Annotated in this window: 20 protein-coding genes; 13 read left to right on the forward strand and 7 right to left on the reverse strand. The window is 68.7% G+C overall.

What is annotated here, in order from left to right:
- The first annotated feature begins 37 nt into the window (after positions 1-37).
- The gene (locus tag M8R19_RS14540) at positions 38-838 is read left to right on the forward strand and encodes a phosphatase PAP2 family protein (protein WP_249918143.1); all 801 of its coding nucleotides are present in this window, start codon (positions 38-40) and stop codon (positions 836-838) included.
- Positions 839-876: 38 nt separating this feature from the next.
- Here M8R19_RS14540 and hslR read toward each other — a convergent pair whose 3' ends face one another.
- Positions 877-1272 carry a ribosome-associated heat shock protein Hsp15 gene (hslR, locus tag M8R19_RS14545; protein WP_249918144.1) on the reverse strand — a complete coding sequence of 132 codons (396 nt, stop codon included), beginning with the start codon at positions 1270-1272 and terminating at the stop codon, positions 877-879.
- Positions 1273-1390: 118 nt separating this feature from the next.
- Between hslR and rimB the strand changes: the two genes are divergently transcribed.
- The 3 genes from rimB (at position 1391) to M8R19_RS14560 (ending at position 3849) form a co-directional block, all read left to right on the forward strand.
- Positions 1391-1867 (forward strand): retropepsin-like aspartic endopeptidase RimB, encoded by a 477-nt coding sequence (gene rimB, locus M8R19_RS14550; RefSeq protein WP_261747173.1) that lies wholly within the window; start codon positions 1391-1393, stop codon positions 1865-1867.
- Positions 1864-2769 carry a 30S ribosomal protein S6--L-glutamate ligase gene (gene rimK / locus M8R19_RS14555; RefSeq protein ID WP_074978154.1) on the forward strand — a complete coding sequence of 302 codons (906 nt, stop codon included), beginning with the start codon at positions 1864-1866 and terminating at the stop codon, positions 2767-2769. Before rimB ends, rimK begins: the two co-directional genes overlap by 4 nt.
- 153 nt (positions 2770-2922) lie before the next feature.
- Positions 2923-3849 (forward strand): S66 peptidase family protein, encoded by a 927-nt coding sequence (locus M8R19_RS14560; RefSeq protein WP_249918145.1) that lies wholly within the window; start codon positions 2923-2925, stop codon positions 3847-3849.
- A gap of 246 nt (positions 3850-4095) precedes the next feature.
- Here M8R19_RS14560 and M8R19_RS14565 read toward each other — a convergent pair whose 3' ends face one another.
- Positions 4096-5415 (reverse strand): ATP-binding protein, encoded by a 1320-nt coding sequence (locus M8R19_RS14565; protein WP_074978160.1) that lies wholly within the window; start codon positions 5413-5415, stop codon positions 4096-4098.
- Between the two features lie 99 nt (positions 5416-5514).
- Entirely contained in the window at positions 5515-6258 is a 744-nt protein-coding gene (gene ompR / locus M8R19_RS14570; protein ID WP_109935050.1) for an osmolarity response regulator transcription factor OmpR, read from the reverse strand.
- Between the two features lie 234 nt (positions 6259-6492).
- On the opposite strand from ompR, the gene M8R19_RS14575 reads away from it, so the two are divergent.
- The 3 genes from M8R19_RS14575 to gshA all read left to right on the forward strand — a co-directional run bounded on the left by M8R19_RS14575 (position 6493) and on the right by gshA (position 10975).
- Positions 6493-8829 (forward strand): Tex family protein, encoded by a 2337-nt coding sequence (locus tag M8R19_RS14575; RefSeq protein ID WP_249918146.1) that lies wholly within the window; start codon positions 6493-6495, stop codon positions 8827-8829.
- Positions 8830-8838: 9 nt separating this feature from the next.
- Positions 8839-9228 (forward strand): PaaI family thioesterase, encoded by a 390-nt coding sequence (locus M8R19_RS14580; protein WP_074978168.1) that lies wholly within the window; start codon positions 8839-8841, stop codon positions 9226-9228.
- A 163-nt stretch (positions 9229-9391) separates the two neighbouring features.
- Positions 9392-10975 carry a glutamate--cysteine ligase gene (gene gshA, locus M8R19_RS14585; RefSeq protein ID WP_249918147.1) on the forward strand — a complete coding sequence of 528 codons (1584 nt, stop codon included), beginning with the start codon at positions 9392-9394 and terminating at the stop codon, positions 10973-10975.
- A gap of 523 nt (positions 10976-11498) precedes the next feature.
- Here the strand turns inward: gshA and argA are convergent.
- Both argA and argE read right to left on the reverse strand, forming a co-directional pair.
- Positions 11499-12797 (reverse strand): amino-acid N-acetyltransferase, encoded by a 1299-nt coding sequence (gene argA, locus M8R19_RS14590; protein ID WP_069862634.1) that lies wholly within the window; start codon positions 12795-12797, stop codon positions 11499-11501.
- 122 nt (positions 12798-12919) lie between these two features.
- On the reverse strand, positions 12920-14059 hold the full coding sequence (gene argE / locus M8R19_RS14595) for an acetylornithine deacetylase (RefSeq protein WP_074978173.1): 1140 nt from the start codon (positions 14057-14059) through the stop codon (positions 12920-12922).
- Positions 14060-14233: 174 nt separating this feature from the next.
- Between argE and M8R19_RS14600 the strand changes: the two genes are divergently transcribed.
- The 4 genes from M8R19_RS14600 to M8R19_RS14615 all read left to right on the forward strand — a co-directional run bounded on the left by M8R19_RS14600 (position 14234) and on the right by M8R19_RS14615 (position 18994).
- Positions 14234-15595, forward strand: a complete 1362-nt coding sequence (locus tag M8R19_RS14600) for a CYTH domain-containing protein (RefSeq protein ID WP_074978175.1) — start codon at positions 14234-14236, stop codon at positions 15593-15595.
- Positions 15596-15679: 84 nt separating this feature from the next.
- Complete coding sequence (gene tfpB, locus M8R19_RS14605) at positions 15680-17464, forward strand: type IV pilus assembly ATPase TfpB (RefSeq protein WP_249918148.1); 1785 nt, start codon at positions 15680-15682, stop codon at positions 17462-17464.
- 141 nt (positions 17465-17605) lie between these two features.
- Positions 17606-18544 (forward strand): SPFH domain-containing protein, encoded by a 939-nt coding sequence (locus tag M8R19_RS14610; RefSeq protein ID WP_043269777.1) that lies wholly within the window; start codon positions 17606-17608, stop codon positions 18542-18544.
- Between the two features lie 3 nt (positions 18545-18547).
- Positions 18548-18994, forward strand: coding sequence for an NfeD family protein (locus M8R19_RS14615; protein WP_249918149.1), 447 nt, complete (start codon positions 18548-18550; stop codon positions 18992-18994).
- Between the two features lie 244 nt (positions 18995-19238).
- On the opposite strand, the gene M8R19_RS14620 is transcribed toward M8R19_RS14615, so the two are convergent.
- Together M8R19_RS14620 and M8R19_RS14625 are read right to left on the reverse strand one after the other, a co-directional pair.
- Positions 19239-20210 (reverse strand): isopenicillin N synthase family dioxygenase, encoded by a 972-nt coding sequence (locus M8R19_RS14620; RefSeq protein ID WP_249918150.1) that lies wholly within the window; start codon positions 20208-20210, stop codon positions 19239-19241.
- A gap of 118 nt (positions 20211-20328) precedes the next feature.
- On the reverse strand, positions 20329-21414 hold the full coding sequence (locus M8R19_RS14625) for a BMP family ABC transporter substrate-binding protein (RefSeq protein ID WP_249918151.1): 1086 nt from the start codon (positions 21412-21414) through the stop codon (positions 20329-20331).
- Between the two features lie 258 nt (positions 21415-21672).
- On the opposite strand from M8R19_RS14625, the gene M8R19_RS14630 reads away from it, so the two are divergent.
- The gene (locus M8R19_RS14630) at positions 21673-22755 is read left to right on the forward strand and encodes a calcium:cation antiporter (RefSeq protein WP_249918152.1); all 1083 of its coding nucleotides are present in this window, start codon (positions 21673-21675) and stop codon (positions 22753-22755) included.
- 2 nt (positions 22756-22757) lie between these two features.
- A complete protein-coding gene (locus tag M8R19_RS14635; protein ID WP_249918153.1) occupies positions 22758-23276 on the forward strand; it encodes a nucleoside 2-deoxyribosyltransferase in 519 nt (172 codons plus the stop codon).
- The last annotated feature ends 89 nt before the right edge of the window (positions 23277-23365 follow it).

A 23365-nucleotide genomic window follows, 5' to 3' on the forward strand; every position in this document is an offset into this window, starting at 1 on the left:
CGACAGCCGCCCGGTTCAGTAAGGGGGAATCGATTCTATGGAGAAAGCTTCGCCGTTCCAAGCCACCTGGTCGTGGCGCCCGTTCATCGCCTGCCATGCGCTGGCCCTGGTCCTGCTGCTGCTCTGGCTGTGGACGCCGACCCGCGCCGCCATCGACTTCTTCGACTTCAGCCTGTTCCACGCCCTCAACGCGCCGCTGGCGACCAACGAGGCCTGGCGCAACGTCTGGGCGGTGGCCAGCACCCGGCCGTTCGACCTCCTGGTCGGCGTCATCCTGCTCCTGCTGCTGATCCGCGGCGACTGGATCTTCAAGGCCGGCCAGGTGCGCGCCGCGACCTTCGGCATGGTGGTGACCATGGTGGTGCTGATGATCGTCCGCACCCTCTATGCCAAGATCGCCCACCACCTGGGCTGGCAGCACGCCAGCATCTCGGCCATCGCCCCGGACGCCGTGCGCCTGGAAGACTTCTTCCGCGGCTGGCAGGACACCCTCTTCGAGGTGAAGGACGAGTCGGCGCGCAGCTTCCCCGGCGACCACGCCTCGGTGCTGCTGGTGTGGGCGCTGTTCCTCAGCCTGTTCGCCCGCAATGCCGTGCAGTGGCTGGTGGTCTGGGCCCTGGCCCTGCTGTTCATGCTGCCGCGCCTGGTGGCCGGCGCCCACTGGGGCCAGGACGACTATATAGGCGGCGTGCAGATGGCCCTGCTGGCCGTGGCCTGGAGCTGCTTCACCCCGTTCGCCGCCTGGGCCAGCGCCGGCCTGGTGCGCCTGACCGAGCCGCTGTTCGCCCTGCTGGCGAAGGTGCCGCTGCTCAACCGCCTGAGCGTGATCGCCGCCTGAGGCGCCCTCCGGAACCCCAGCCACGGCGGGGGTTTCCGTTATTCCCGGTCGTCGAGGAAGTGCAGCAGCTGGCGGCGCTGCTTCTTGCTCGGCCGGCCGTCGGTCTGCACGCCCAGGGCGCCGGCCTTGCGCATGGCCGCCGCGTCCTCGCGGCGCTTCACGCTCTCGGCGGTTTCCTCGTAGAGCAGCTGCGCCTCCGGCGCGCCGCGGCGCACGCCCGACAGCGCCTTGACCACCACGGTGCGCTCGTCGAACCCGGTGCGCAGCACGTATTCCTCGCCGACCTTCGGTTCCTTGCTCGGCTTGCAGCGCTCGCCCCGGCAATGCACCTTGCCGCCCTCGATGGCCGCCTTGGCCAGGCCGCGGGTCTTGTAGAAACGCGCCGCCCACAGCCATTTGTCCAGGCGTACCCTGTCGTCGTCTTTCTCGCTCACGGCCTCGTCCACACTTCTGCAACCTGGCCAGTCTACCCTCGGCCCGGCGTTCCCGGCAGGCCCCTGGCGGGCGCCGATGGCCCTGCTAGAATGCCGCAAAACCCTGGGATGGCTCCTTTTGAAGACCTTCGACCACCTGTCAGTGATCGGCCTGCGCGAATGGATCGCCCTTCCCGACCTGGGCATCGTCGGCCTGCGCGCGAAGATCGACACCGGCGCCAGCACCTCCAGCCTGCACGCCAGCGACATCGCCACCTTCCAGCGTGACGGCCGCGACTGGGTGCGCTTCACCGCCCACCTGGGCACCCAGGTGCAGCGCCGCCACCGCTGCGAGGCGCCGCTGGTGACGATGAAGACCATCAAGAGCTCCAACGGCCAGGCCCAGACGCGCTACGTGATCCGCACCACCCTGGCCCTGGGCGACCACGCCTGGGCGGTGGAATTCACCCTGGCCTGCCGCAAGACCATGCGCTACCGCGTGCTGCTGGGTTCCAAGGCCCTGGTCCAGGGCCAGTTGGTGGTCAACCCGGCGCTGACGTACGTCCAGGACAAACCCCTCATCATGGTTACCCCCGCCCTTTCAGGTGCTCAATGAAAATCGCCGTGCTGTCGCGCAACCCGCGCCTGTATTCCACCCGTCGGCTGGTGGAGGCCGGGCAACAACGCGGGCATGAAATGGTGGTGATAGACACCCTGCGTGCCTACATGAACATCGCCAGCCACAAGCCGCAGATCCACTACCGCGGCCAGCCGCTGGAAGGCTTCGACGCGGTGATCCCGCGCATCGGCGCCTCGGTCACCTTCTACGGCTGCGCGGTGCTGCGGCAGTTCGAGATGATGGGCGTGTTCCCGCTCAACGAGTCGGTGGCCATCGCCCGCTCTCGCGACAAGCTGCGCTCGCTGCAGCTGCTCTCGCGCAAGGGCATCGGCCTGCCGATCACCGGCTTCGCCCACTCCCCGGACGACGTGCCGGACCTGATCCAGATGGTCGGCGGCGCGCCCCTGGTGATCAAGCTGCTGGAAGGCACCCAGGGCGTCGGCGTGGTGCTGGCCGAGACGCAGAAGGCCGCCGAGTCGGTGCTGGAGGCCTTCATGGGGCTGAAGCACAACATCATGGTGCAGGAGTACATAAAGGAAGCCGGCGGCGCCGACATCCGCTGCTTCGTGGTCGGCGACAAGGTGATCGCCTCGATGAAGCGCCAGGCCGCGCCCGGCGAGTTCCGCTCCAACCTGCACCGCGGCGGCAGCGCCAGCCTGATCAAGATCACCCCCGAGGAGCGCATGACCGCGATCCGCGCGGCGCGGATCATGGGCCTGAAGGTGGCCGGCGTGGACATCCTGCGCTCGCACCACGGCGCGCTGGTGATGGAAGTGAACTCCTCGCCGGGCCTGGAAGGCATCGAGACCACCACCGGCAAGGACGTCGCCGGGGTGATCATCGAGTACCTGGAGAAGAATGCCGGGCCGCATATGGTGCGGACTAAAGGTAAAGGGTGAGGAGGCACGTACGCGACGCATGCGTCGCGCCGACGAACGACCGGCCATGGATGGCCGGGCTGGGGGTGCCGACGGGCACGATGCCCCGACAGGGATGTCTACGCAGGATCACCATGAAGCACATCAATCTCCCGCCCGCTCACGAATAACCCCATGCCCAAATCCCCCCGCTCCTCCGACCTGACCTGGTCGCCCTTCGAAGGCCGCGTCGCCCTGGTCGCCCCGGCCTCCTCCATCGCCGAGGAGGTCTTCGAGGCCACCCTGCGCCAGCTGGAGGTACTGGGCATCGACTACCACCTGGGCGAGCACGCCGAAGCCCGCTACCGCTACCTGGCCGGCAGCGCCGAACAGCGCCTGGAGGACTTCCACCGGGCCTTCGAGCTGCCGGACGTGAGCGCCGTCTGGTGCCTGCGCGGCGGCTACGGCTGCGCCCAGCTGGTGCCCGGGCTGGACTGGGCGCGGCTGCGGGCGGCCTCGCCGCGGCCGCTGATAGGCTTCTCGGACATCTCCATCCTGCTCAGCGCCTTCCACCGCCACGGCCTACCGGCGATCCACGGCCCGGTGGCCAGCGCCCTCGGCCTGCAGCCGCTGAGCGCCCCCAGCGAACAGCGCGAGCGCCTGGCCTCGCTGGCTTCTGTCAGCCGCTTGCTGGCTGGCGAGGACCGCCATCTGCCTTGCACTCACCTGAGCGGCCCGAAAGGCGCCGTCGAGGGCGAGCTGATCGGCGGCAACCTCACTGCCCTGGCCAGCACCGCCGGCACGGTAGCCGCGCAGCATGCTCCTGCCGGCGCCATCCTGGTGCTGGAGGATGTGGGCGAGCCTTACTACCGGCTGGAGCGCAGCCTTTGGCAGTTGCTCAACAGCATCGATGCGGAGAGCCTGGGCGCGGTGGTGCTGGGCACCTTCACCGATTGCCCGCGCAAGAACGTGGCGCATAGCCTGGAAGAGATTTTCGTGGAGTACCTGAAGCCGCTGGGGGTTCCGCTGTACCACGGGCTGCCGAGTGGGCATGGGGCGCAGAATAGAGCTTGGCCTTATGGGAAGGTGGGGCGGTTGGGGGTGAAGGGGTTGGAGTGGTAGTGCCTGCGTCTGGCCAACCGATCGCGGACGGTGCTTGCTCGAGACTCTGGTGCTGAATTCTAGAGCCCCCTCTCCCTTCAGGGCGGGGCGCGCAGCCGAGGGCCGGGGAGAGGGTGCGGAGCCCATCCAGTGCACCGCCGTCCCAGGCTAGCCCCAAGCCCTACGTAGCAGCCACCCTGTAGGAGCGCGCCCTGCGCGCGAATCGCGGGCAGGGCCCGCTCCTACACCCGTCGGGGATACCGCCGCTCAGGAAGCCCCCCGCGGCAACATCAACCCCAGCGGCAAACACACCCTGGCCTCCACCCCACCGCCCTCGCGGTTGCGCAGTTCCACGCTGCCGCCGTGTTGCGCGGCGATGCGCTTGACGATGGCCAGGCCCAGGCCGGTGCCCTTGCCGCCGCGGGCTTTGTCGCCGCGGATGAAGGGGTTGAAGATGCTGTCCAGCTCCTGCGGGTCGATGCCGGCGCCGCGGTCGAGCACGCTCAGCACCACGTAGGGCGCGCCGTCGCCGCCGGCCAGGTGGCTGGCCACCTCGACGTTGCCGCCGCCGTGGTTGAGGGCGTTGCCGATCAGGTTGCCGAGCAGGCGCTTCATCGATACCCGGCGCAGCGGGAACGGCGGCAGCGGCTGCAGGCTCAGGCGCACGTGCTCCTCGCCCTGGTTGTAGGGCGCCACCACCTCGCGGGTCAGTTCGTTGAGGTCGCCCGCCTCCACCGGCTCGTCGCGGCCGTCGCGGATGAAGGCGAGGAACTGGTCGAGGATCTGGTCCATGTCCTCGATGTCGCGGACCATGTCCTCGACCATTTCGCGCTCGGTCTCGGGCATCAGCTCCAGGGACAGGCGCAGGCGCGTCAGCGGCGTGCGCAGGTCGTGGGACACCCCGGCCAGCATCAGCTCGCGTTCGCGCGCCGCCTGCTCGACGTCGTCGGCCATCTGGTTGAAGGCGCGGTACACCTCGGCCATCTCGCTGGGTGTGTCCTGCCCCAGCGGCAGGCGCACGCTGCGGCCCTTGCCGAACTCCCGCGAGGCCACCACCAGGCGCTTGAGCGGCTGGCCGAGCAGGCGCACGAAGATCCAGGCCGCGGCGGTGGACAGCAGGCCGATGCCGAGGAACCAGCCGAGCACGCTCCAGATCTGCTGGCCGCGCAGCGGGTGCGGGTAGAGCGGCACGCCCAGCCAGCCGTCGCCCAGGTTGGGCGCGTGGACCCAGAGCATGGACGGGTGGTGGATGCGCAGGCGCGTCTCGGTGTCCGGGCCCAGTTCGGTGCGCATCTGCCGCTGGAAGATGCCGCTGTAGGGCCAGTGCTGTTCTTCCGGCTGGCCGTTCTCGTGGGGCACCCAGGCCAGCCCGGCGGACCTGGCGATGGCCTCGCGCGAACGCTCGTCGGCGGCCCAGTAGGCGCGCACGGTCAGCGCCGCGCCGTGGCTGTACTGGCGGTCGACCAGCATGTCCTCGTTCATCAGCAGGTAGACCAGCGTCAGCGCCTTGGAGAAGAGCACGACGATGAGCACCAGCCAGAGGGTGCGGGCGAAGAAGCTTTGCGGGAACCAGGGCGGGGTTTTCAAGATGAACTACCACAGAGCACGGAACGTAGGAGCGAGCTTGCTCGCGAACCCGCCCCGTTGCGGAGTCGGTTCGCGAGCGGGCTCGCGCCTACAGGAGGATCATTTGCGGGCATTACCGTCCGGCACGAACACGTAGCCCACGCCCCACACCGTCTGGATGTAGCGCGGCTTGGACGGGTCGGGCTCGATCAGCCGGCGCAGGCGCGAGATCTGCACGTCGATGGAGCGCTCCAGGGCGTCCCACTCGCGGCCGCGGGCCAGGTTCATCAGCTTGTCGCGGGTCAGCGGCTCGCGGGCGTGCTGCACCAGCGCCTTGAGCACGGCGAACTCGCCAGTGGTGAGCATGTGCACCTCGCCGCCGTTCTTCTTCAGCTCGCGGGTAGCCAGGTACAGCTCGTAGTCGCCGAAGGTGACCACCTCGTCCTCGCCGGCCGGGGCGCCCGGCACCAGCGGCGCCTGGCGGCGCAGCACGGCCTTGATCCGCGCCAGCAGCTCGCGCGGGTTGAACGGCTTGGCCAGGTAGTCGTCGGCGCCCAGCTCCAGGCCCTGGATGCGGCTGGACTCGTCGCCCTTGGCGGTGAGCATGATGATCGGGATCTGGTTGTTCGCCTCGCGCAGGCGCTTGCACGCCGAGAGGCCGTCTTCGCCAGGCATCATCAGGTCGAGCACCACCAGCTGGAACAGCTCGCGGGCCAGCAGGCGGTCCATCTGCTCGGTGTTCTCCACGGCGCGCACGCGGTAGCCCTGCTCGTCGAGGAAGCGCTCCAGCAGGCGGCGCAGGCGGGCGTCGTCGTCGACGATGAGGATCTTTTCACCTTCGGGCAGGGTGGACGGGTTCGACATAGAAACTCCAGGTTCGGGTCAGGCCGGCAATTATCGCCCAGCCTCGGTTGGCCACGGATTGTCCATTGTTAGCAGATTTTTCCCCGACCGACCGCCCTCTCGCGCGATTTTGCCTGGGTATAATGCGGCGCTTTTGCGGCGGGGCGTTGTCATAGACGCCTGCCGGACGCCCGAGCGAGCCGGCCGGCGCTAGCGCCACACCCCGTATTCTCGTTGGTTTCACCAGGTGGATTCATGGACAGCATCAACACCCGTATCGCCGAAGAGCTCTCCGCACTGCCCTCCGGCCGTGTTCAACCGCAGCAGGTGGCCGCCGCCGTGGCCCTGCTGGACGAAGGCAGCACTGTCCCCTTCATCGCCCGTTACCGCAAAGAAGTGACCGGCAGCCTCGACGACACCCAGCTGCGCCTGCTGGAAGAGCGCCTGCGCTACCTGCGCGAGCTGGACGAGCGCCGCGCCAGCATCCTCGCCAGCATCGAGGAGCAGGGCAAGCTGACCCCCGAGCTGGCCCGCGAGATCAAGCTGGCCGACACCAAGACGCGCCTGGAAGACCTCTACCTGCCGTACAAGCAGAAGCGCCGCACCAAGGGCCAGATCGCCCTGGAAGCCGGCCTGGGCGAGCTGGCCGACGCGCTGTTCGCCGACCCGAACCTGGCCCCGGAAACCGAAGCCGCGCGCTTCGTCGATGCCGAGAAGGGCTTCGCCGACATCAAGGCCGTGCTCGAAGGCGCCAAGTACATCCTCATGGAGCGCTTCGCCGAGGACGCCACCCTGCTCGACCGCCTGCGCGTGTTCCTCAAGGACAACGCCACCCTGACCGCCCGCCTGGTGCCGGGCAAAGAAACCGAAGGCGCCAAGTTCAGCGACTACTTCGAGCACGACGAGCCCTTCAAGGGCGCGCCCTCGCACCGCGCCCTGGCGATCTTCCGCGGGCGCAACGAAGGCGTGCTGAGCGTGACGCTGAAGGTCGGCGAGGAACTGCCGGGCACCAGCCACCCGTGCGAAGTGATGATCGGCGAGCGCTTCGGCATTTCCAACCAGGGCCGCGCCGCCGACAAGTGGCTGGGCGAAGTGGTGCGCTGGACCTGGAAGGTCAAGCTCTACACCCACCTGGAGACCGACCTGCTGGGCGAGCTGCGCGAAGGCGCCGATCTCGAGGCGATCAACGTCTTCGCCCGCAACCTGCACGACCTGCTGCTGGCCGCCCCGGCCGGCCCGCGCGCCACCCTGGGCCTGGACCCGGGCCTGCGCACCGGCGTCAAGGTCGCGGTGGTCGACGCCACCGGCAAGCTGCTGGACACCGCCACCGTCTACCCCCACGCGCCGAAGAACCAGTGGGACCAGACCATCGCCGTGCTCGCCGCGCTGTGCGCCAAGCACCAGGTGGAACTGATCGCCATCGGCAACGGCACCGCCAGCCGCGAGACCGACAAGCTGGCCGCCGAACTGATCAAGAAATACCCGGCGCTCAAGTGCACCAAGATCATGGTCAGCGAGGCCGGCGCCTCGGTGTACTCGGCCTCCGAGCTGGCCGCCCGGGAATTCCCCGACCTCGATGTGTCGCTGCGTGGCGCCGTCTCCATCGCCCGCCGCCTGCAGGACCCGCTGGCCGAGCTGGTGAAGATCGAGCCCAAGTCCATCGGCGTCGGCCAGTACCAGCATGACGTGTCCCAGCTGCAACTGGCGCGCAGCCTGGACGCGGTGGTGGAAGACTGCGTGAACGCCGTGGGCGTGGACGTGAACACCGCCTCCGCCGCCCTGCTGGCGCGCATCTCCGGCCTCAACAGCACCCTGGCGCAGAACATCGTGGCGCACCGCGACGCCAACGGCGCGTTCAAGTCCCGCGACGACCTGAAGAAGGTCAGCCGCCTGGGCGAGAAGACCTTCGAGCAGGCCGCCGGCTTCCTCCGCGTGATGAACGGCGACAACCCGCTGGACGCCTCGGCGGTGCACCCGGAGACCTACCCGCTGGTGCAACGCATCGCCGCCGACACCGGCCGCGACATCCGCTCGCTGATCGGCGATTCGGCCTTCCTCAAGCGCCTGGACCCGAAGAAGTTCACCGACGAGCAGTTCGGCCTGCCCACCGTCACCGACATCCTCAAGGAACTCGACAAGCCCGGCCGCGACCCGCGCCCGGAGTTCAAGACCGCCGAGTTCCAGGACGGCGTCGAGAGCCTCAAGGACCTCAAGCCGGGCATGGTGCTCGAAGGCGTGGTGACCAACGTCACCAACTTCGGCGCCTTCGTCGACATCGGCGTGCACCAGGACGGCCTGGTGCACATCTCGGCGCTGTCGGAGAAGTTCGTCAAGGACCCGTACGAAGTGGTCAAGGCCGGCGACATCGTCAAGGTCAAGGTCATGGAAGTGGACATCCCGCGCAACCGCGTCGGCCTGTCCATGCGCATGGGCGACACCCCCGGCGAGAAGGTCGAGGGCCCGCGCGGCGGCGGCCGTGGCAACGGCGGCCAGCGTGGCGAGCGCAGCGCCCCGCGGCAGCAGGAGAAGGCCCCGGCGAACAACGCCATGGCCGCGCTGTTCGCCAATGCCAAGCAACTGAAGAAGAAGTAGGGAAGCCCCATGAGCGAGATGCCCAGCCGCGACGTCATGATCAGCGCCTTCAGCGAGAACATCGGCCTTGAGCCGGTGCGCCTGGGCGATGGCGAGGCCGAAGTGAGCCTGAAGATGGCCGAGCACCTGCGCAACCGCGGCAACGTGATGCACGGCGGGGCGATCTTCTCGCTGATGGACGTAACCATGGGCCTGGCCTGCTCCAGCGCCCATGGCTTCGACCGCCAGAGCGTCACCCTGGAATGCAAGATCAACTACATCCGCGCCGTCGCCGAAGGCGAGGTGCGCTGCGTGGCCAAGGTCCTGCACGCCGGGCGCCGCTCGCTGGTGGTGGAGGCGGACGTGTTCCAGGGCGACAAGCTGGTCGCCAAGGGACAAGGCACCTTCGCCCAGCTGTAAGCCGTCGCCCCTTTCCTGCTCTATCCTGACCATCGGCAGCCCGCGTGCCACGCGGGCTCCGGTGAGTCGCAGCCCGCCAGGCGACAAAGCCGGCCGCCCTCCCCCTTGTAGACCGCCCGGTCCACCCCCATAGTGGGGCGACTGCCGCGTGAAGGACATCAAATTGAGCGACCTACTCTCCCGCCGCCTGGCGCTGCTCGGCGACGCTGCCCACCTGCCCCTGCTCAGCCAGTGTCTGCACGGCATCGAGCGCGAGTGCCTGCGCGTCGACGGCAACGGCCGCCTGGCCCTGAGCCCGCACCCCAAGGCCCTGGGCTCGGCCCTGACCAACCCGCAGATCACCACTGACTATTCCGAGGCGCTGCTGGAGTTCATCACCCCCACCAGCACCGGCGTCGAGCAGACCCTGGCGTCCCTGGAGAGCATCCACCGCTTCGCCAGCCAGCGCCTGGACGGCGAGCTGCTGTGGAGCCCGTCGATGCCCTGCGAGCTGCCCGACGAAGAGAGCATCCCGATCGCGCGCTACGGCAGCTCCAACATCGGCCGCCTCAAGTACGTCTACCGCAAGGGCCTGGCGCTGCGCTACGGCAAGACCATGCAGTGCATCGCCGGCATCCACTACAACTTCTCGCTGCCCGAGGGGCTGTGGCAGTTGCTGCAGCGCCACGAGGACGGCGGCATGGCGCTGCGCGACTTCCAGTCGGCGCACTACATCGCCCTGATCCGCAACTTCCGCCGCTACAGCTGGCTGCTGATGTACCTGTTCGGCGCCTCGCCGGCGCTGGACGCCGGTTTCCTGCGCGGCCGCCCGCACCAGCTGCAGCAGTTCGACGAGCACACCCTGTACCTGCCCTGGGCCACCAGCCTGCGGATGAGCGACCTGGGCTACCAGAACAACGCCCAGGCCGGCCTGACGCCCTGCTACAACGACCTCGACAGCTACGTCGAGAGCCTGCGCAGCGCAGTGGGCACGCCCTACCCGCCCTACCAGAAGGTCGGCACCAAGCAGGACGGCGAGTGGGTGCAGCTGAACACCAACGTGCTGCAGATCGAGAACGAGTACTACTCCAGCATCCGCCCGAAACGCGTGACCTACAGCGGCGAGCGGCCGATCCAGGCCCTGGAGTCGCGCGGCGTGCAGTACGTCGAGGCGCGCTGCCTGGACATCAACCCCTTCCTGCCGCTGGGCATCGACGCCGCCGAGGGCCGCTTCCTCGACGCCTTCCTGCTCTACTGCGCGCTGCAGGACAGCCCGCTGCTGGCCGACGGCGAGTGCGGCGCGGCCACCAGCAACTTCCTCAAGGTGGTCAAGGAAGGCCGCCGTCCGGGGCTGCACCTGCAGCGTGGCGGGCAGACCGTGCCGTTGCAGGTCTGGGCCAGCGAACTGCTGGAACGCATCGCGCCCATCGCCGAACTGCTCGACCGCGCCACCGGCGGCGACGCCCATGCGCAGAGCCTGGCGCAGCAGCGCGAGAAGGTGGCCGATCCGGAGCGCACGCCGTCCGCGCAGGTCCTGGCGGAAATGCGCGAGCGCGGCGAAAGCTTCACCGCCTTCGCCCTGCGCAAGAGCCGCGAACACGCGGAAACCCTCGCCCAACCGCTGCCGGCCATCGAGCAGGAAGCCTTCGAGGCCATGGCGAAGATCTCCCTGGCCGAACAAGAGGAACTGGAACGCCAGCCGGAAGGGGATTTCGACACCTTCGTGGCGGCCTACCAGGCGAGCATCCTCGGGGTGATCGGCGTTTAAGCCCCCGGAGCGGACCTTGCCCGCGATAGCCGGACGCTCCGGCGCGATTCGCGGATAAGATCCGCTCCTACCCCCCCACCCGCGTCATTCCCTGTAGGAGCGGGCCCTGCCCGCGAATCGCGCGCAGGGCGCGCTCCTACAGGTTGTGCCGGGAAGCACGGTATTCCTCCCCCGTAGGAGCGGACCTTGTCCGCGATAGCCGGACGCCCCGGCGCGATTCGCGGATAAGATCCGCTCCTACGCCGCCCCACCCGCGTCATTCCCTGTAGGAGCGCGCCCTGCGCGCGATTCGCGGGCAGGGCCCGCTCCTACAGGTTGCCGGGAGGCACGGTATTCCTCCCCCGTAGGAGCGGACCTTGTCCGCGATAGCCGGATGCCCCGGCGCGGTTCGCGGATAAGATCCGCTCCTACGCTGCCCCACCTGCGCCATTCCCCTGTAGGAGCGAGCTTGCTCGCGAACGGATTCCGCAGCGGGGTTCATTCGCGAGCAAGCTCGCTCCTACGAAAGGCAGAGGGCGCTGAACTACAGGCTCTTCTCGAACACCTGCGAATTGCGCTGGTAGTTGTACAGCGACGCCCGCGCCGCCGGCAGGCGTTCGACGCTGCTGGGCTGGAAGCCGCGCTCGCGGAACCAGTGGGCGGTGCGGGTGGTGAGCACGTAGAGGGTCTTCACGCCCAGGGCCCGGGCGCGCTTCTCGATGCGTTCCAGCAACTGGTCGCCGCGCCCGCCGTGGCGGTATTCCGGGTTCACCGCCAGGCAGGCCAGCTCGGCGGCGTCGGAATCGGCGATCGGGTACAGCGCCGCGCAGGCGATGATCAGCCCCTCGCGCTCGACGATGCTGAACTGCTCGATCTCGCGCTCCAGCACCTCGCGCGAACGGCGCACCAGGATGCCCTGCTCTTCCAGCGGGCGGATCAGCTCCAGCAGGCCGCCGACGTCCTCGATGCCCGCCTCGCGCAGTTGCTCGAACTGCTCCTGGGCCACCAGGGTGCCGTTGCCGGTGCGGGTGAACAGCTCGCTGAGCAGCGCGCCATCCTCGGTATAGCTGACGATGTGGCTGCGCCGCACCCCGGCGCGGCAGGCCTGGGCGGCGGCGTCGAGCAGTTCGGCCTGGTAGCTGTTGCCCAGGCGCTGCAGGTGCGTCGGCACCTGTTGCGGGCGCAGTTCGCGGACCAGCTTGCCGTCCTCGTCGAGCAGGCCGCGCTCGCCGCCGAACAGGATCAGCTTGTCGGCGTCCAGCTCGATGGCCGCGCGCATGGCCACGTCCTCGCAGGCGAGGTTGAAGATTTCCCCGGTGGGCGAGTAGCCCAGCGGCGAGAGCAGCACGATGGAGCGCTCGTCGAGCAGGCGGCCGATGCCCTTGCGGTCGATGCGCCGCACCTCGCCGGTGTGGTGGTAGTCGATGCCCTCGACCACGCCGATCGGCCGCGCCGTGACCAGGTTGCCCGCCGCCACGCGCAGGCGCGCGCCCTGCATGGGCGAGGCGGCCATGTCCATGGACAGCCGCGCCTCGATGGCGATGCGCAGGCTGCCCACGGCGTCGATCACACATTCCAGGGTGGGCGCGTCGGTCACCCGCAGGTCGCGGTGGAAGCGCGGCGCCAGGCCGCGCTGGGCCAGGCGCGCCTCGATCTGCGGGCGCGAGCCGTGGACCAGCACCAGGCGCACGCCCAGGCTGTGCAGCAGCACCAGGTCATGGACGATGTTGCCAAAGTTCGGGTCTTCCACGCCCTCGCCGGGCAGCATGACCACGAAGGTGCAGTCCCGGTGGGCGTTGATGTAGGGAGAAGCGTGACGTAACCAGGTGACGTAGTCTTGCATTGTCCAGATGGCCTGTGAGCGGGCGATGAAGGGTTGTCGAGTGCGAATGGCCGGCAAGGGCGGCGGGAGCGGCGGTTATCGTCGTCGCATGCACATCGACGGGTTTCTCCTCTTCAGGGCGGTTACAGGCAGTAATGCTGGATCAAGCCGCGCAGCAGTTCCACGGTCGGCGGGATGCGAGCGAGTTCCAGATGTTCGTCCGGCTGGTGGGCGCAGGCGATGTCGCCGGGGCCCAGGACCAGAGTCTGGCAACCAAGCTGCTGAAGATACGGTGCTTCGGTGCCAAAGGCTACCGCTTCCGCCGAATGCCCGCTGAGGCGCTCGGCCAGGCGCACCAGCTCGCTGTCCGCGGCCTGCTCGAAGGGCGGCACGGCGGGGAACAGCGGCTGGTAGTCCAGGCGCACCGCGAAGCGCTCGGCCAGGGGCCGCAGGCGCTCGCCGATGGCCCGGCGCAGGGCCTGCGGGTCCATCCCCGGCAGCGGCCGCAGGTCGAACTCCAGGGCGCACTGGCCACAGATGCGGTTGGGGTTGTCGCCGCCGTGGATGCAGCCCAGGTTCAGCGTCGGCTGCGGTACGCCGAACTGCGGGTTGTTGAATTCCTTCTGCCACTGCGCGCGCAGCGCCAGCAGCTCGCCGATGGCCGCGTGCATGGCCTCCAGGGCGCTGTGGCCGAGGCTCGGGTCGGAGGAATGGCCGCTCTGCCCGAGGATGTCGATGCGCTCCATCATCACCCCCTTGTGCAGGCGGATCGGCCGCAGCCCGGTGGGCTCGCCGATCACCGCGGCGCGCGCCAGGGGCCGGCCGGCTTCGGCCAGAGCGCGGGCGCCGGCCATGGAGCTTTCCTCGTCGCAGGTGGCGAGGATCAGCAGCGGCTGGCGCAGGGGCTTCTCCAGCAGCGGCAGCAACGCCTCGATGGCGATGGCGAAGAAGCCCTTCATGTCGCAGCTGCCCAGGCCGTACCAGCGGCCGTCGCGCTCGTCCAGGCGCAGCGGGTCGCTTTTCCACAGCGACTCGTCGTAGGGCACGGTGTCGGTGTGCCCGGCCAGCACCAGGCCGCCAGGGCCGCTGCCCAGGCTCGCCAGCAGGTTGAACTTGCCCGGGGCGATCTCCTGCAGTTCACAGGCGAAACCCAGGTCGCCCAGCCAGGTGGCCAGCAGCTCCACCACCGGGCGGTTGGACTGGTCCAGGGCGGGCTGGGTACAGCTCACCGACGGCAGGGCGAGCAACTGGGCGAAACGGTCTTTCAGGCTCGGCAGGGGCATGGGCGTCTCCGGAAGCGTTGTGCCCATCATGGCCCAGGATGGCCGTCAGTTGAACCGCCATCCTTCGCCGGAACAGCGCCGACGGGGTGCTGTCCTGTACACTAACGGGCTTCGACGAACGCCCCCGCGCCAGGCCCTGCGGGCCCGTCTACCCTTTCCTTCCCGGACTCCGCCATGCAGAAAGAAACCGAAATCAAGCTGCGCGCCAGCCGCGAGACCCTCGAGGCGCTGCGCGACCACCCGCTGCTGAAGAAGCGCAACAAGTCCGGCTGGCAGCAGAGCGAGCTGTACAACCAGTACTACGACACCCCCGGCCGCGACCTGGCCCGGGCCAAGGTCGCGCTGCGCCTGCGCCGCGACGGCGAGCAGTACATTCAGACGCTGAAGAGCCGCGGCCACAGCGTCGCCGGGCTGTCCGAGCGCAACGAGTGGGACTGGTACCTGGACAAGCCCGAGCTGGACCTGGGCAAGCTCGACGACAGCTGCTGGCCGGCGGCCCTGGCCGACCTCGACAAGCAGCAGCTGCAGCCGATCTTCAGCACCGATTTCACCCGCCAGCGCGCCGAGATCGCCTGGGGCCGCGGCAAGACCAAGGTGGCGATCGAAGCCGCCCTCGACCTGGGCAAGGTCGTCGCCGACCAGCAGGAAGAGGAAATCTGCGAGCTGGAGCTGGAACTGCGCCAGGGCGAGCCCGCGGCGCTGCTGGAACTGGCCGCGGAGCTGGCCGCCGACCTGCCGCTGATGCCCTGCGACATCAGCAAGGCCGAACGCGGCTACCGGCTGTTCGACCCGGCCAGCTACACGGTGCACCCGGACACCCAGAAGCTGCTGGCGGAAACCCCGCTGGACGGCGCCTTCGCCGCCATCGCCTGGTCGCTGCTGGGCAGCAGCCAGCGCCTGGCCGAGCAGTACCGCTTCAACGGCCACTGGCGCCTGCTGCAAGAATGGCTGCAGCAGCTGGTGGACCTGCGCGCCCTGCTCGGCAGCCTCGGCCAGGCCGCGCCGCGCGCCAGCAGCCGCGAGCTGCGCACCGCGCTGGACGCGCTGATCGGCGACTGGCGCCCGCGCATCGAACAGGGCGAGGCCGACGAAACCGCGCGCCAGCAGGCGCCGGAAGCCTTCCGCGCCGAACTCGGCCAGACGCGCTGGGGCCTGTTCTCCCTGCAGGCCTCGCGCTGGCTGCTGGCCCGCGCCTGGCAGGAAGGCCGCAACGAGCGCGGCGACCGCCAGGGCGCCGCGGCCCTGGGCAAATGGCTGCCGCGCCTGCTCGCCGAGGAGGCCGAGGGCCTGCCCCTGGCCCGCGCCCAACAGCAGCCGGAACTGCTCGCCGAACAACTGCCGCGCCTGCAACGCCTGCTGGTGTGGCTGCGCCTGGCCCGCGGCGTGCTCGACCTGCCCGAGGCCGACCGCCTCTACGGCGAACTGGCCAAGCTGGAACAGGCCCTGCACCGGCGCGACAGCGCGGACCTGGATGCTCTCGCCGCCCAGGCCCATACTGTGCTGACCCTCAAGCCCTGGAAGGCGCTTTTGAAATAAGCTGGGGAACCCGACGGCGCGGGCCGGACTCAGACCAGCTCCACCCGCAGCCGTCCGCGGCACACACGAACGCAGGGAGTCCGAATGTCCGTCTTCGCTTCGCCCGCCCAGGATCGCTGGCTTGACCTGGCCGATATCCTCCACGAGCTGGTCGCCCAGGGCCGCGTCGCGCAGAACGACGCCGAACAGTGCCTGGCGATCCGCCGCAGCGCGGTGAAGAACCAGCAGCACCCCCTGGAATTCCTCGCCGCCCAGCAGGTGCCGGACCAGCACCGCCCCGGCCGCCACCTGGACCTCGACGCCCTGGTGCACTGGCTGGCCGAGTATTCCGGCCAGCCCTACCTGCGCATCGACCCGCTGAAGATCGACGTCGCCGCGGTCACCCCGCTGATGTCCTACGCCTTCGCCCAGCGCCACAGGATCCTCGCCGTGGCGGTGGCGCCGGACAGCGTCACCATCGCCAGCGCCCAGCCCTTCGTGCACAGCTGGGAAGGCAACCTGACCCACGTGCTCAAGCGCCCGATCAAGCGCGTGGTGTGCAACCCGCAGGACATCCAGCGCTTCACCACCGAGTTCTACCGCCTGGCCAAGTCGGTCAGCGGCGCCTCCGCCCAGGACATGAAGACCAGCGGCGTGGGCAACTTCGAGCAGTTGCTCAACCTGGGCGCCAGCGACCAGGAGCCGGACGCCAACGACGCGCACATCGTCACCATCGTCGACTGGCTGTTCCAGTACGCCTTCCAGCAGCGCGCCAGCGACATCCACATCGAGCCGCGGCGCGAGCAGGGCACGGTGCGCTTCCGCATCGACGGCGTGCTGCACAACGTCTACCAGTTCCCGCCGCAGGTCACCATGGCGGTGGTCAGCCGCCTGAAGTCCCTCGGCCGCATGAACGTCGCCGAGAAGCGCAAGCCCCAGGACGGCCGGGTGAAGACCAAGACCCCGGACGGCGCCGAGGTGGAGCTGCGCCTGTCGACGCTGCCCACCGCCTTCGGCGAGAAGATGGTGATGCGGATCTTCGACCCCGAGGTGCTGCTCAAGAGCTTCGACCAGCTGGGCTTCTCCCCCGAGGACCTGCGCCGCTGGCAGAGCATGACCAACCAGCCCAACGGCATCATCCTGGTCACCGGGCCCACCGGCTCGGGCAAGACCACCACCCTGTACACCACGCTCAAGCAGCTGGCCACGGACGAGGTGAACGTCTGCACCATCGAGGACCCGATCGAGATGATCGAGCCCTCGTTCAACCAGATGCAGGTGCAGCACAACATCGACCTGACCTTCGCCAGCGGCGTGCGCGCCCTGCTGCGGCAGGACCCGGACATCATCATGGTCGGCGAGATCCGCGACCTGGAGACCGCCGAGATGGCCATCCAGGCGGCGCTGACCGGGCACCTGGTGCTCTCCACCCTGCACACCAACGACTCGCCCACGGCCATCACCCGCCTGCTCGAGCTGGGCGTGCCCTACTACCTGATCCGCGCCACCGTGCTCGGCGTCATGGCCCAGCGCCTGGTGCGCACCCTGTGCCCGCACTGCAAGGCGCCGCTGGAGCTGGAGGAGAGCGACTGGCAGGAGCTGACGCGGCCCTGGAACGCCCCGCTGCCCAGCGGCGCGCAGCAGGCGGTGGGCTGCCTGGAGTGCCGCGACACCGGCTACCGCGGGCGTGCCGGGGTGTACGAGATCATGCTGCTGACCGACAGCCTGAAGGAACAGATCACCGCCGACACCGACCTCATCCCGCTGCGCCGCCAGGCCTTCAAGGAAGGCATGCGCAGCCTGCGCCTGTCCGGCGCGCAGAAGGTCGCCGCGGGCCTGACCACCATCGAGGAAGTGCTGCGGGTGACGCCGCAGAGCGAGCAGAAATAGGCTGTTATCCGGGCCCCCGCGTTCGCGGGGGCGACGCCTGGATTGCGGCGCAGCGCCCAATTTCCCGGCGTCATCCCCGCGAACGCGGGGAGCCAGCAAACAGCGTTACAGGAAGTCAAAATCGACCAAGGAGTGCAGCAAATGGAAACTGGCAGTGTCCTGATCCTCTTCGTCATCCTCGCGGTGGCGATCGTGTTCATGGGCTTCAAGGTGGTGCCCCAGGGCAACGAGTGGACGGTGGAGCGCTTCGGCCGCTACACCGGCACCCTCAAGCCGGGGCTGAACATCATCGTCCCGGTGATGGACCGCGTCGGGCAGAAGATCAACATGATGGAGCGGGTGCTGGACATCCCCCCGCAGGAGGCCATCAGCGCCGACAACGCCATCGTGCAGATCGACGCGGTGTGCTTCTACCAGGTGGTCGACGCGGCGCGCGCGGCCTACGAGGTCAGCGGCCTGGAGAACGCCATCCGCAACCTGGTGATGACCAACATCCGCACCGTGCTCGGCTCCATGGAGCTGGACCACATGCTCAGCCAGCGCGACGCCATCAACGAGCGCCTGCTGCGCACCGTCGACGAGGCCACCGCGCCCTGGGGCCTGAAGGTCACCCGCATCGAGATCAAGGACATCAGCCCGCCGGCCGACCTGGTGGAAGCCATGGCCAGCCAGATGAAGGCCGAGCGCCTCAAGCGCGCGCAGATTCTCGATGCCGAGGGCAAGCGCGCCGCGGAAATCCTCACCGCCGAGGGCGAGAAGCAGGCGCAGATCCTCAAGGCCGAAGGCCAGCGCCAGGCCGCCTTCCTCGAGGCCGAGGCCCGCGAGCGCCAGGCCGAGGCCGAGGCGCGGGCGACCCAGGTGGTCTCCGAGGCCATCGCCAGCGGCAACGTGCAGGCGGTGAACTACTTCGTCGCGCAGAAATACGTCGACGCCCTCGGCCAGCTGGCCGCCTCGAACAACAGCAAGATAGTGCTGATGCCGCTGGAGGCCAGCCAGGTGATAGGCGCGGTGGGCGGCATCGGCGAGATCGTCAAGGCCACCTTCGGCGACGGGGCGCCCGGCGCCAAGGGCCGGGGCTGAGCCATGTGGGATTACCTGCAGCACCTGAGCTTCTGGGACTGGCTGGCCTTCGGCACCCTGCTGCTGATCCTCGAGGTGTTCGGCGCCGGCGGCTACCTGCTGTGGATCGGCATCGCCGCCGCGGCCACCGGCGTGCTCGCCTTCTTCGCCCCGGGCCTGGCCTGGACCTGGCAGTTCCTCGCCTTCGGCATCCTGGCGCTGCTCACCGTGGTGTTCTGGTGGCGCTACCAGCACCGCCCGGGCGCCGGCGAAGCCGCCAGCGGCCTGAACCGCCGCGGCAGCGAGCTGGTCGGCCGGCAGTTCGCCCTGCATGACGCCATCATCGGCGGCCGCGGCAAGATCCGCGTCGGCGACAGCCTGTGGCTGGTCAGCGGCCCCGACCTGCCGGCCGGCGCCCAGGTGAAGGTCACCGGGCAGGATGGCGCGGTGCTGTTGGTCGAGCCAGCCTGAACCCGTAGGCCGGCTGCGCCGAGGTGCTTTTCGTAGGATGGGTTGAGCTTGCGAAACCCATGCGGTCGTGGCGATGGGTATCGCTTCGCTCAACCCATCCTACGGGGCAACTGCTCTTCGTAGGAGCGAGCTTGCTCGCGAACAATCCCGGCCATGACGCCGCCGGTCAATCCGTTCGCGAGCAAGCTCGCTCCTACGAGAAGCCCGTCCTCGTTCCAGCGCAATTCGCGGATGAAATCCGCTCCTACGATGCCTTCACCTCTTCCCCGCGGCGGTAGGCGTAGGTCGCGGCGAAGCGCGAGGTCAGCCATTCGCCGCAGGTGGTCGGCGGGTACTTCGGCGGGTTGTCGGCGTCGAAGCAGCCCGGCAGGCACTCGATGGCGGTGTCCATGTGCGGCTCAGCGAAGAACGGCATCGAATAGCGGTCCACGCCCTGGGGGCTGATCACCCGGTGCGGGGTCGAGCGGTACCTGTCGTTGCTCCAGCGCGCCATCATGTCGCCGATGTTGACCACGAAGGTGCCCTCGATGGGCGGCGCGTCTATCCACTGGCCCTGGCGGTTCTGCACCTGCAGGCCGCCGGCGTCGTCCTGGTACAGCAGGGTCACGCAGCCGTAGTCGGTGTGTGCGCCAGCACCCGGCTGGTCGGCGCTCTGCCGCGCCGCGGCCGGCGGGTAGTGGATCATGCGGAACACGCTGACCGGCTGCTCGAAGCGCCTGTCGAAGAAGTCTTCCTCTATCTCCAGGGCGATGGCCAGTGCGCGCAACACGGTCCTGGCCAGCTCCAGCATGTCGGCGTAGTGCCCTTCCAGCAGCGCCTCCCAGCCCGGCAGGTCCGGGTGGCGGTTGGGCCCGTAGAAGGACTTGCCGGCGACCACGTCCGGGTGGTCGGCCGGCAGGTGCAGGGCCATGTCGAAGGTTTCCTTGAAATCGCTGGGCAGAGCCGGGTCCAGCTGCTCGGTGGCGATGGCGCCGTAGCCGCGGTGGTTCCTGCTCTGGGTGATGTCGATCTTCAGCTTCTCGCTGGCCGGCTGGGCAAAGAAGCCACGCGCGGCTTCCAGCAGCTCGGCGAAGCGTTGCGCCGGGATCGGGTGGCCCTGGATGTAGAAGAAGCCCCATTCGCGGCAGGCGGCGTCGACCTGCCGGGCCACCTCGGCCCAGGCGGAGCGGTCGGCGGCGTAGAGCGGGGCGATGTCGATGATGGGTAGGCGGTCCATGGTCGGTCTCGTGCAGGCCTCTCGTAGGAGCGAGCTTGCTCGCGAACGAATCAACCGGCGGTGCCATGGCCGGGATTGTTCGCGAGCAAGCTCGCTCCTACAGAAGGGGTTCACCGGGTCATTTCGGCAGCTCGGCCTTGATGCCTTCTACGTAGTAGTCCATCGCGGCCAGGTCGGCGTTGCTGGCCACGGCGCCGGCGGCGATGCGTTCCTTGCCGCTCTGGTCCTTGATCGGCCCGGTGAAGGGATGGAAGGCGCCGCTCTTGATGTCGGCGATCAGCTTGCTCGCCTCGGTCTGCACGTCGGCCGGCAGCACGTCCTTGTTCAGCGGCAGGACGATGGTGTCCTCGGCCAGGCCGCCCCAGAAGTCCTGCGGTTTCCAGCTGCCGTCCATGACCGCCTGGGTGGCCTTGATGTAGTGCGGGCCCCAGTCGTTGACGATGGAGGTCAGCACGGTCTTCGGCCCGAAGTGCTGCATGTCCGAGGCATAGCCCACGGCGTACACGCCGCGGCGCTCGGCGGCCTGGATCGGCGCCGGGCTGTCGGTGTGCTGGAAGATCACGTCCACGCCCTGGTCGATCAGCGCGTTGGCGGCGTCCGCCTCCTTGCCCGGGTCGAACCAGGTGCTCACCCACATCACTTTCAGCTCGGCCTGGGGGTCGTACTTGTTCAGCGCCAGCTGGATGGAGTTGATGTCGCGGATCACCTCGGGGATCGGGAAGGAGGCGATGTAGCCGATCTTGTGCGTCTTGGTCATCTTCGCCGCCAGGTAGCCACCGACGTAGCGGCCCTCGTAGGAGCGCGACAGGTAGGTGCCGAGGTTCCTGTCACGCTTGTAGCCGGTGGCGTGCTCGAAGGTCACCTTGGGGAACTGCTTGGCCACCTTGGCGGTGGGGTTCATGAAGCCGAAGGAAGTGGTGAAGATCAGCCCGTAGCCGTCCTTGGCCATGTTGCGGATCACCCGCTCGGCGTCGGCGCCCTCGGCGACGTTCTCGACGAAGCTGGTCTGCACCTTGTCGCCGAAGTGTTCCACCAGCTCGCGGCGGCCCATCTCGTGCTGGTAGGTCCAGCCGTGGTCGCCCACCGGGCCGACGTAGACGAAGCCGACCTTCAGCGGTTCGGCCGCCGCCGCGCCGAGGCTGGCGCCAAGGCCCATGGCCAACGCCAGGCCACGCAGCAGGGTGTTCAGGGTCTTGTTCTTCATGGTGCGGGGACGCTCCTGTCGATGCAGTGTCGGGGCCGGAAGGTGCATGGCCCTCCGGGGCGCTTCGCCCAATGCAATAACCTGACCAGGTGGACAGGTGCCGCGCGCCAGGCGGCCGCGCCCTGTGCGGCGGTGCCGCGCGCGTCTTGCATTGGTGCGCCCATGCCACCTGCTGGTGCGCCCCGGCGACGGTGGGCAAGGCCCCGGGCAAGGCCTAAGATGAGCGCCTCTATCCCATGGAACGGATGTCCCCCGACGATGCTGCGCCTGCTCAAAGACGAGAAACTCCTCCTCCTCGCCCTGCTCCTGGCGGTGCTGGTCTATCCCCTGGAGCACAGCCTGCTCGAAGGCGGCAAGACCCTGGCCGGGGTGGTCGCCACTGTCCTGCTGGCCTCGATCATCAGCGTCTCGCTGCGCGTGGCGCACCACGCCGAGATTCTCGCGGAGAAGGTCGGCGAGCCCTACGGCACCATGATCCTGACCCTCGCCGCGGTGCTGGTGGAGGTGGTCATCCTGGCCATCATGATGGGCCACAACCACTCACCCACCCTGGCCCGCGACACCATCTACGCCGCGGTGATGCTGGACATGAACGGCATCCTCGGCCTGGCCGCGCTGCTCGGCGGCCTGAAGCATGGCGAGCAGTCGTACAACGACGACTCGGGCAAGACCTACGTGACCATGATCCTCACCGCGGTAGGCATCTCCATGGTGGTACCGGAGCTGATCCCGGCGGCGCAGTGGAAGCTCTACTCGCTGTTCACCATCGGCTGCATGGTCATGCTCTACGGCCTGTTCCTGCGCATGCAGACCGGCCAGCACAGCTACTTCTTCGCCTACAACTACGCGGTGCACGGCGAGCAGCAGCACGGCCACGAGGCCCACGGCAGCACGCGCCAGTCCATGGCCCTGCTGGTGGCCGGGGTGGTGCTGATCGGCGCGCTGGCCGAGGTCATGTCCAAGGCCCTGGACGTCAGCCTGGAAGGCAGCGGCGTGCCGCCGATCGTGCCGGCGCTGCTGGTGGCGGCCATCTCCGCCAGCCCGGAGATCCTCACCGCGCTGCGCGCCGCGCTGGCCAACCGCATGCAGCCGGTGGTCAACATCGCCCTGGGCGCCTCGCTGTCCACGGTGATCCTCACCGTGCCGGTGATCGAGGCCCTGGCGCTGTTCAAGGGCCAGCCGATCCAGATGGCGATGACGCCGCTGCAGACCGGCATGATGTTCATCACCCTGGTGGTGGCCGGCTTCAACCTGCACGACGGCAAGACCAACGCCATCGAGGGCATGACTCACTTCGTGCTCTTCGCCACCTTCCTGATGCTGTCGTTCATGGGGTTGTGACCATGCTGAAGATCTACCTCGCCGGCCCCGACGTGTTCCGCCCCGACGCCGCCGGGCACGGCGCGCAGCTCAAGGCGCTGTGTACGGAATACGGTTTCGAGGGGCTGTTCCCGCTGGACGTCCAGGTGCCGACGGAAATCACCGAGCCGCACCAGCAGGCGATCTGGATCTATCGCGCCAACCTGCACCTGATCGCCGAGGCCGACTGCGTGCTGGCCAACCTGGCGTCGTTCCGCGGCAGCGAGCCGGACAGCGGCACCTGCTTCGAGGTCGGCTACGCCGCGGCCCTGGGCAAGCCGCTGTACGGCTACCTGCCGGACGCCGGCAACTACGCCGAGCGCATGCGCCGCAAGTACCCGGAATGGCTCGGCCAGCAGCCCGGCCGCGACCGCGACGGCAACGTCCTGGAAGCCTTCGGCCTGCCGCTGAACCTGATGCTGGCGGTGCCCACCCAGATCGTCTCCGGCGGCCCGCGCGAAGCCCTGGAGCTGCTGCGCCAGGACCTGCAGCCGGCGGAATGATCGTAACCGCGCCCATGTAGGAGCGCGCCCTGCGCGCGATTCGCGGGCAGGGCCCGCTCCTACACGACTGCGCCGAGGCGCTTTTCGTA

Source organism: Pseudomonas sp. R3.Fl, assembly GCF_023516765.1.
Lineage (GTDB): Bacteria > Pseudomonadota > Gammaproteobacteria > Pseudomonadales > Pseudomonadaceae > Pseudomonas > Pseudomonas citronellolis.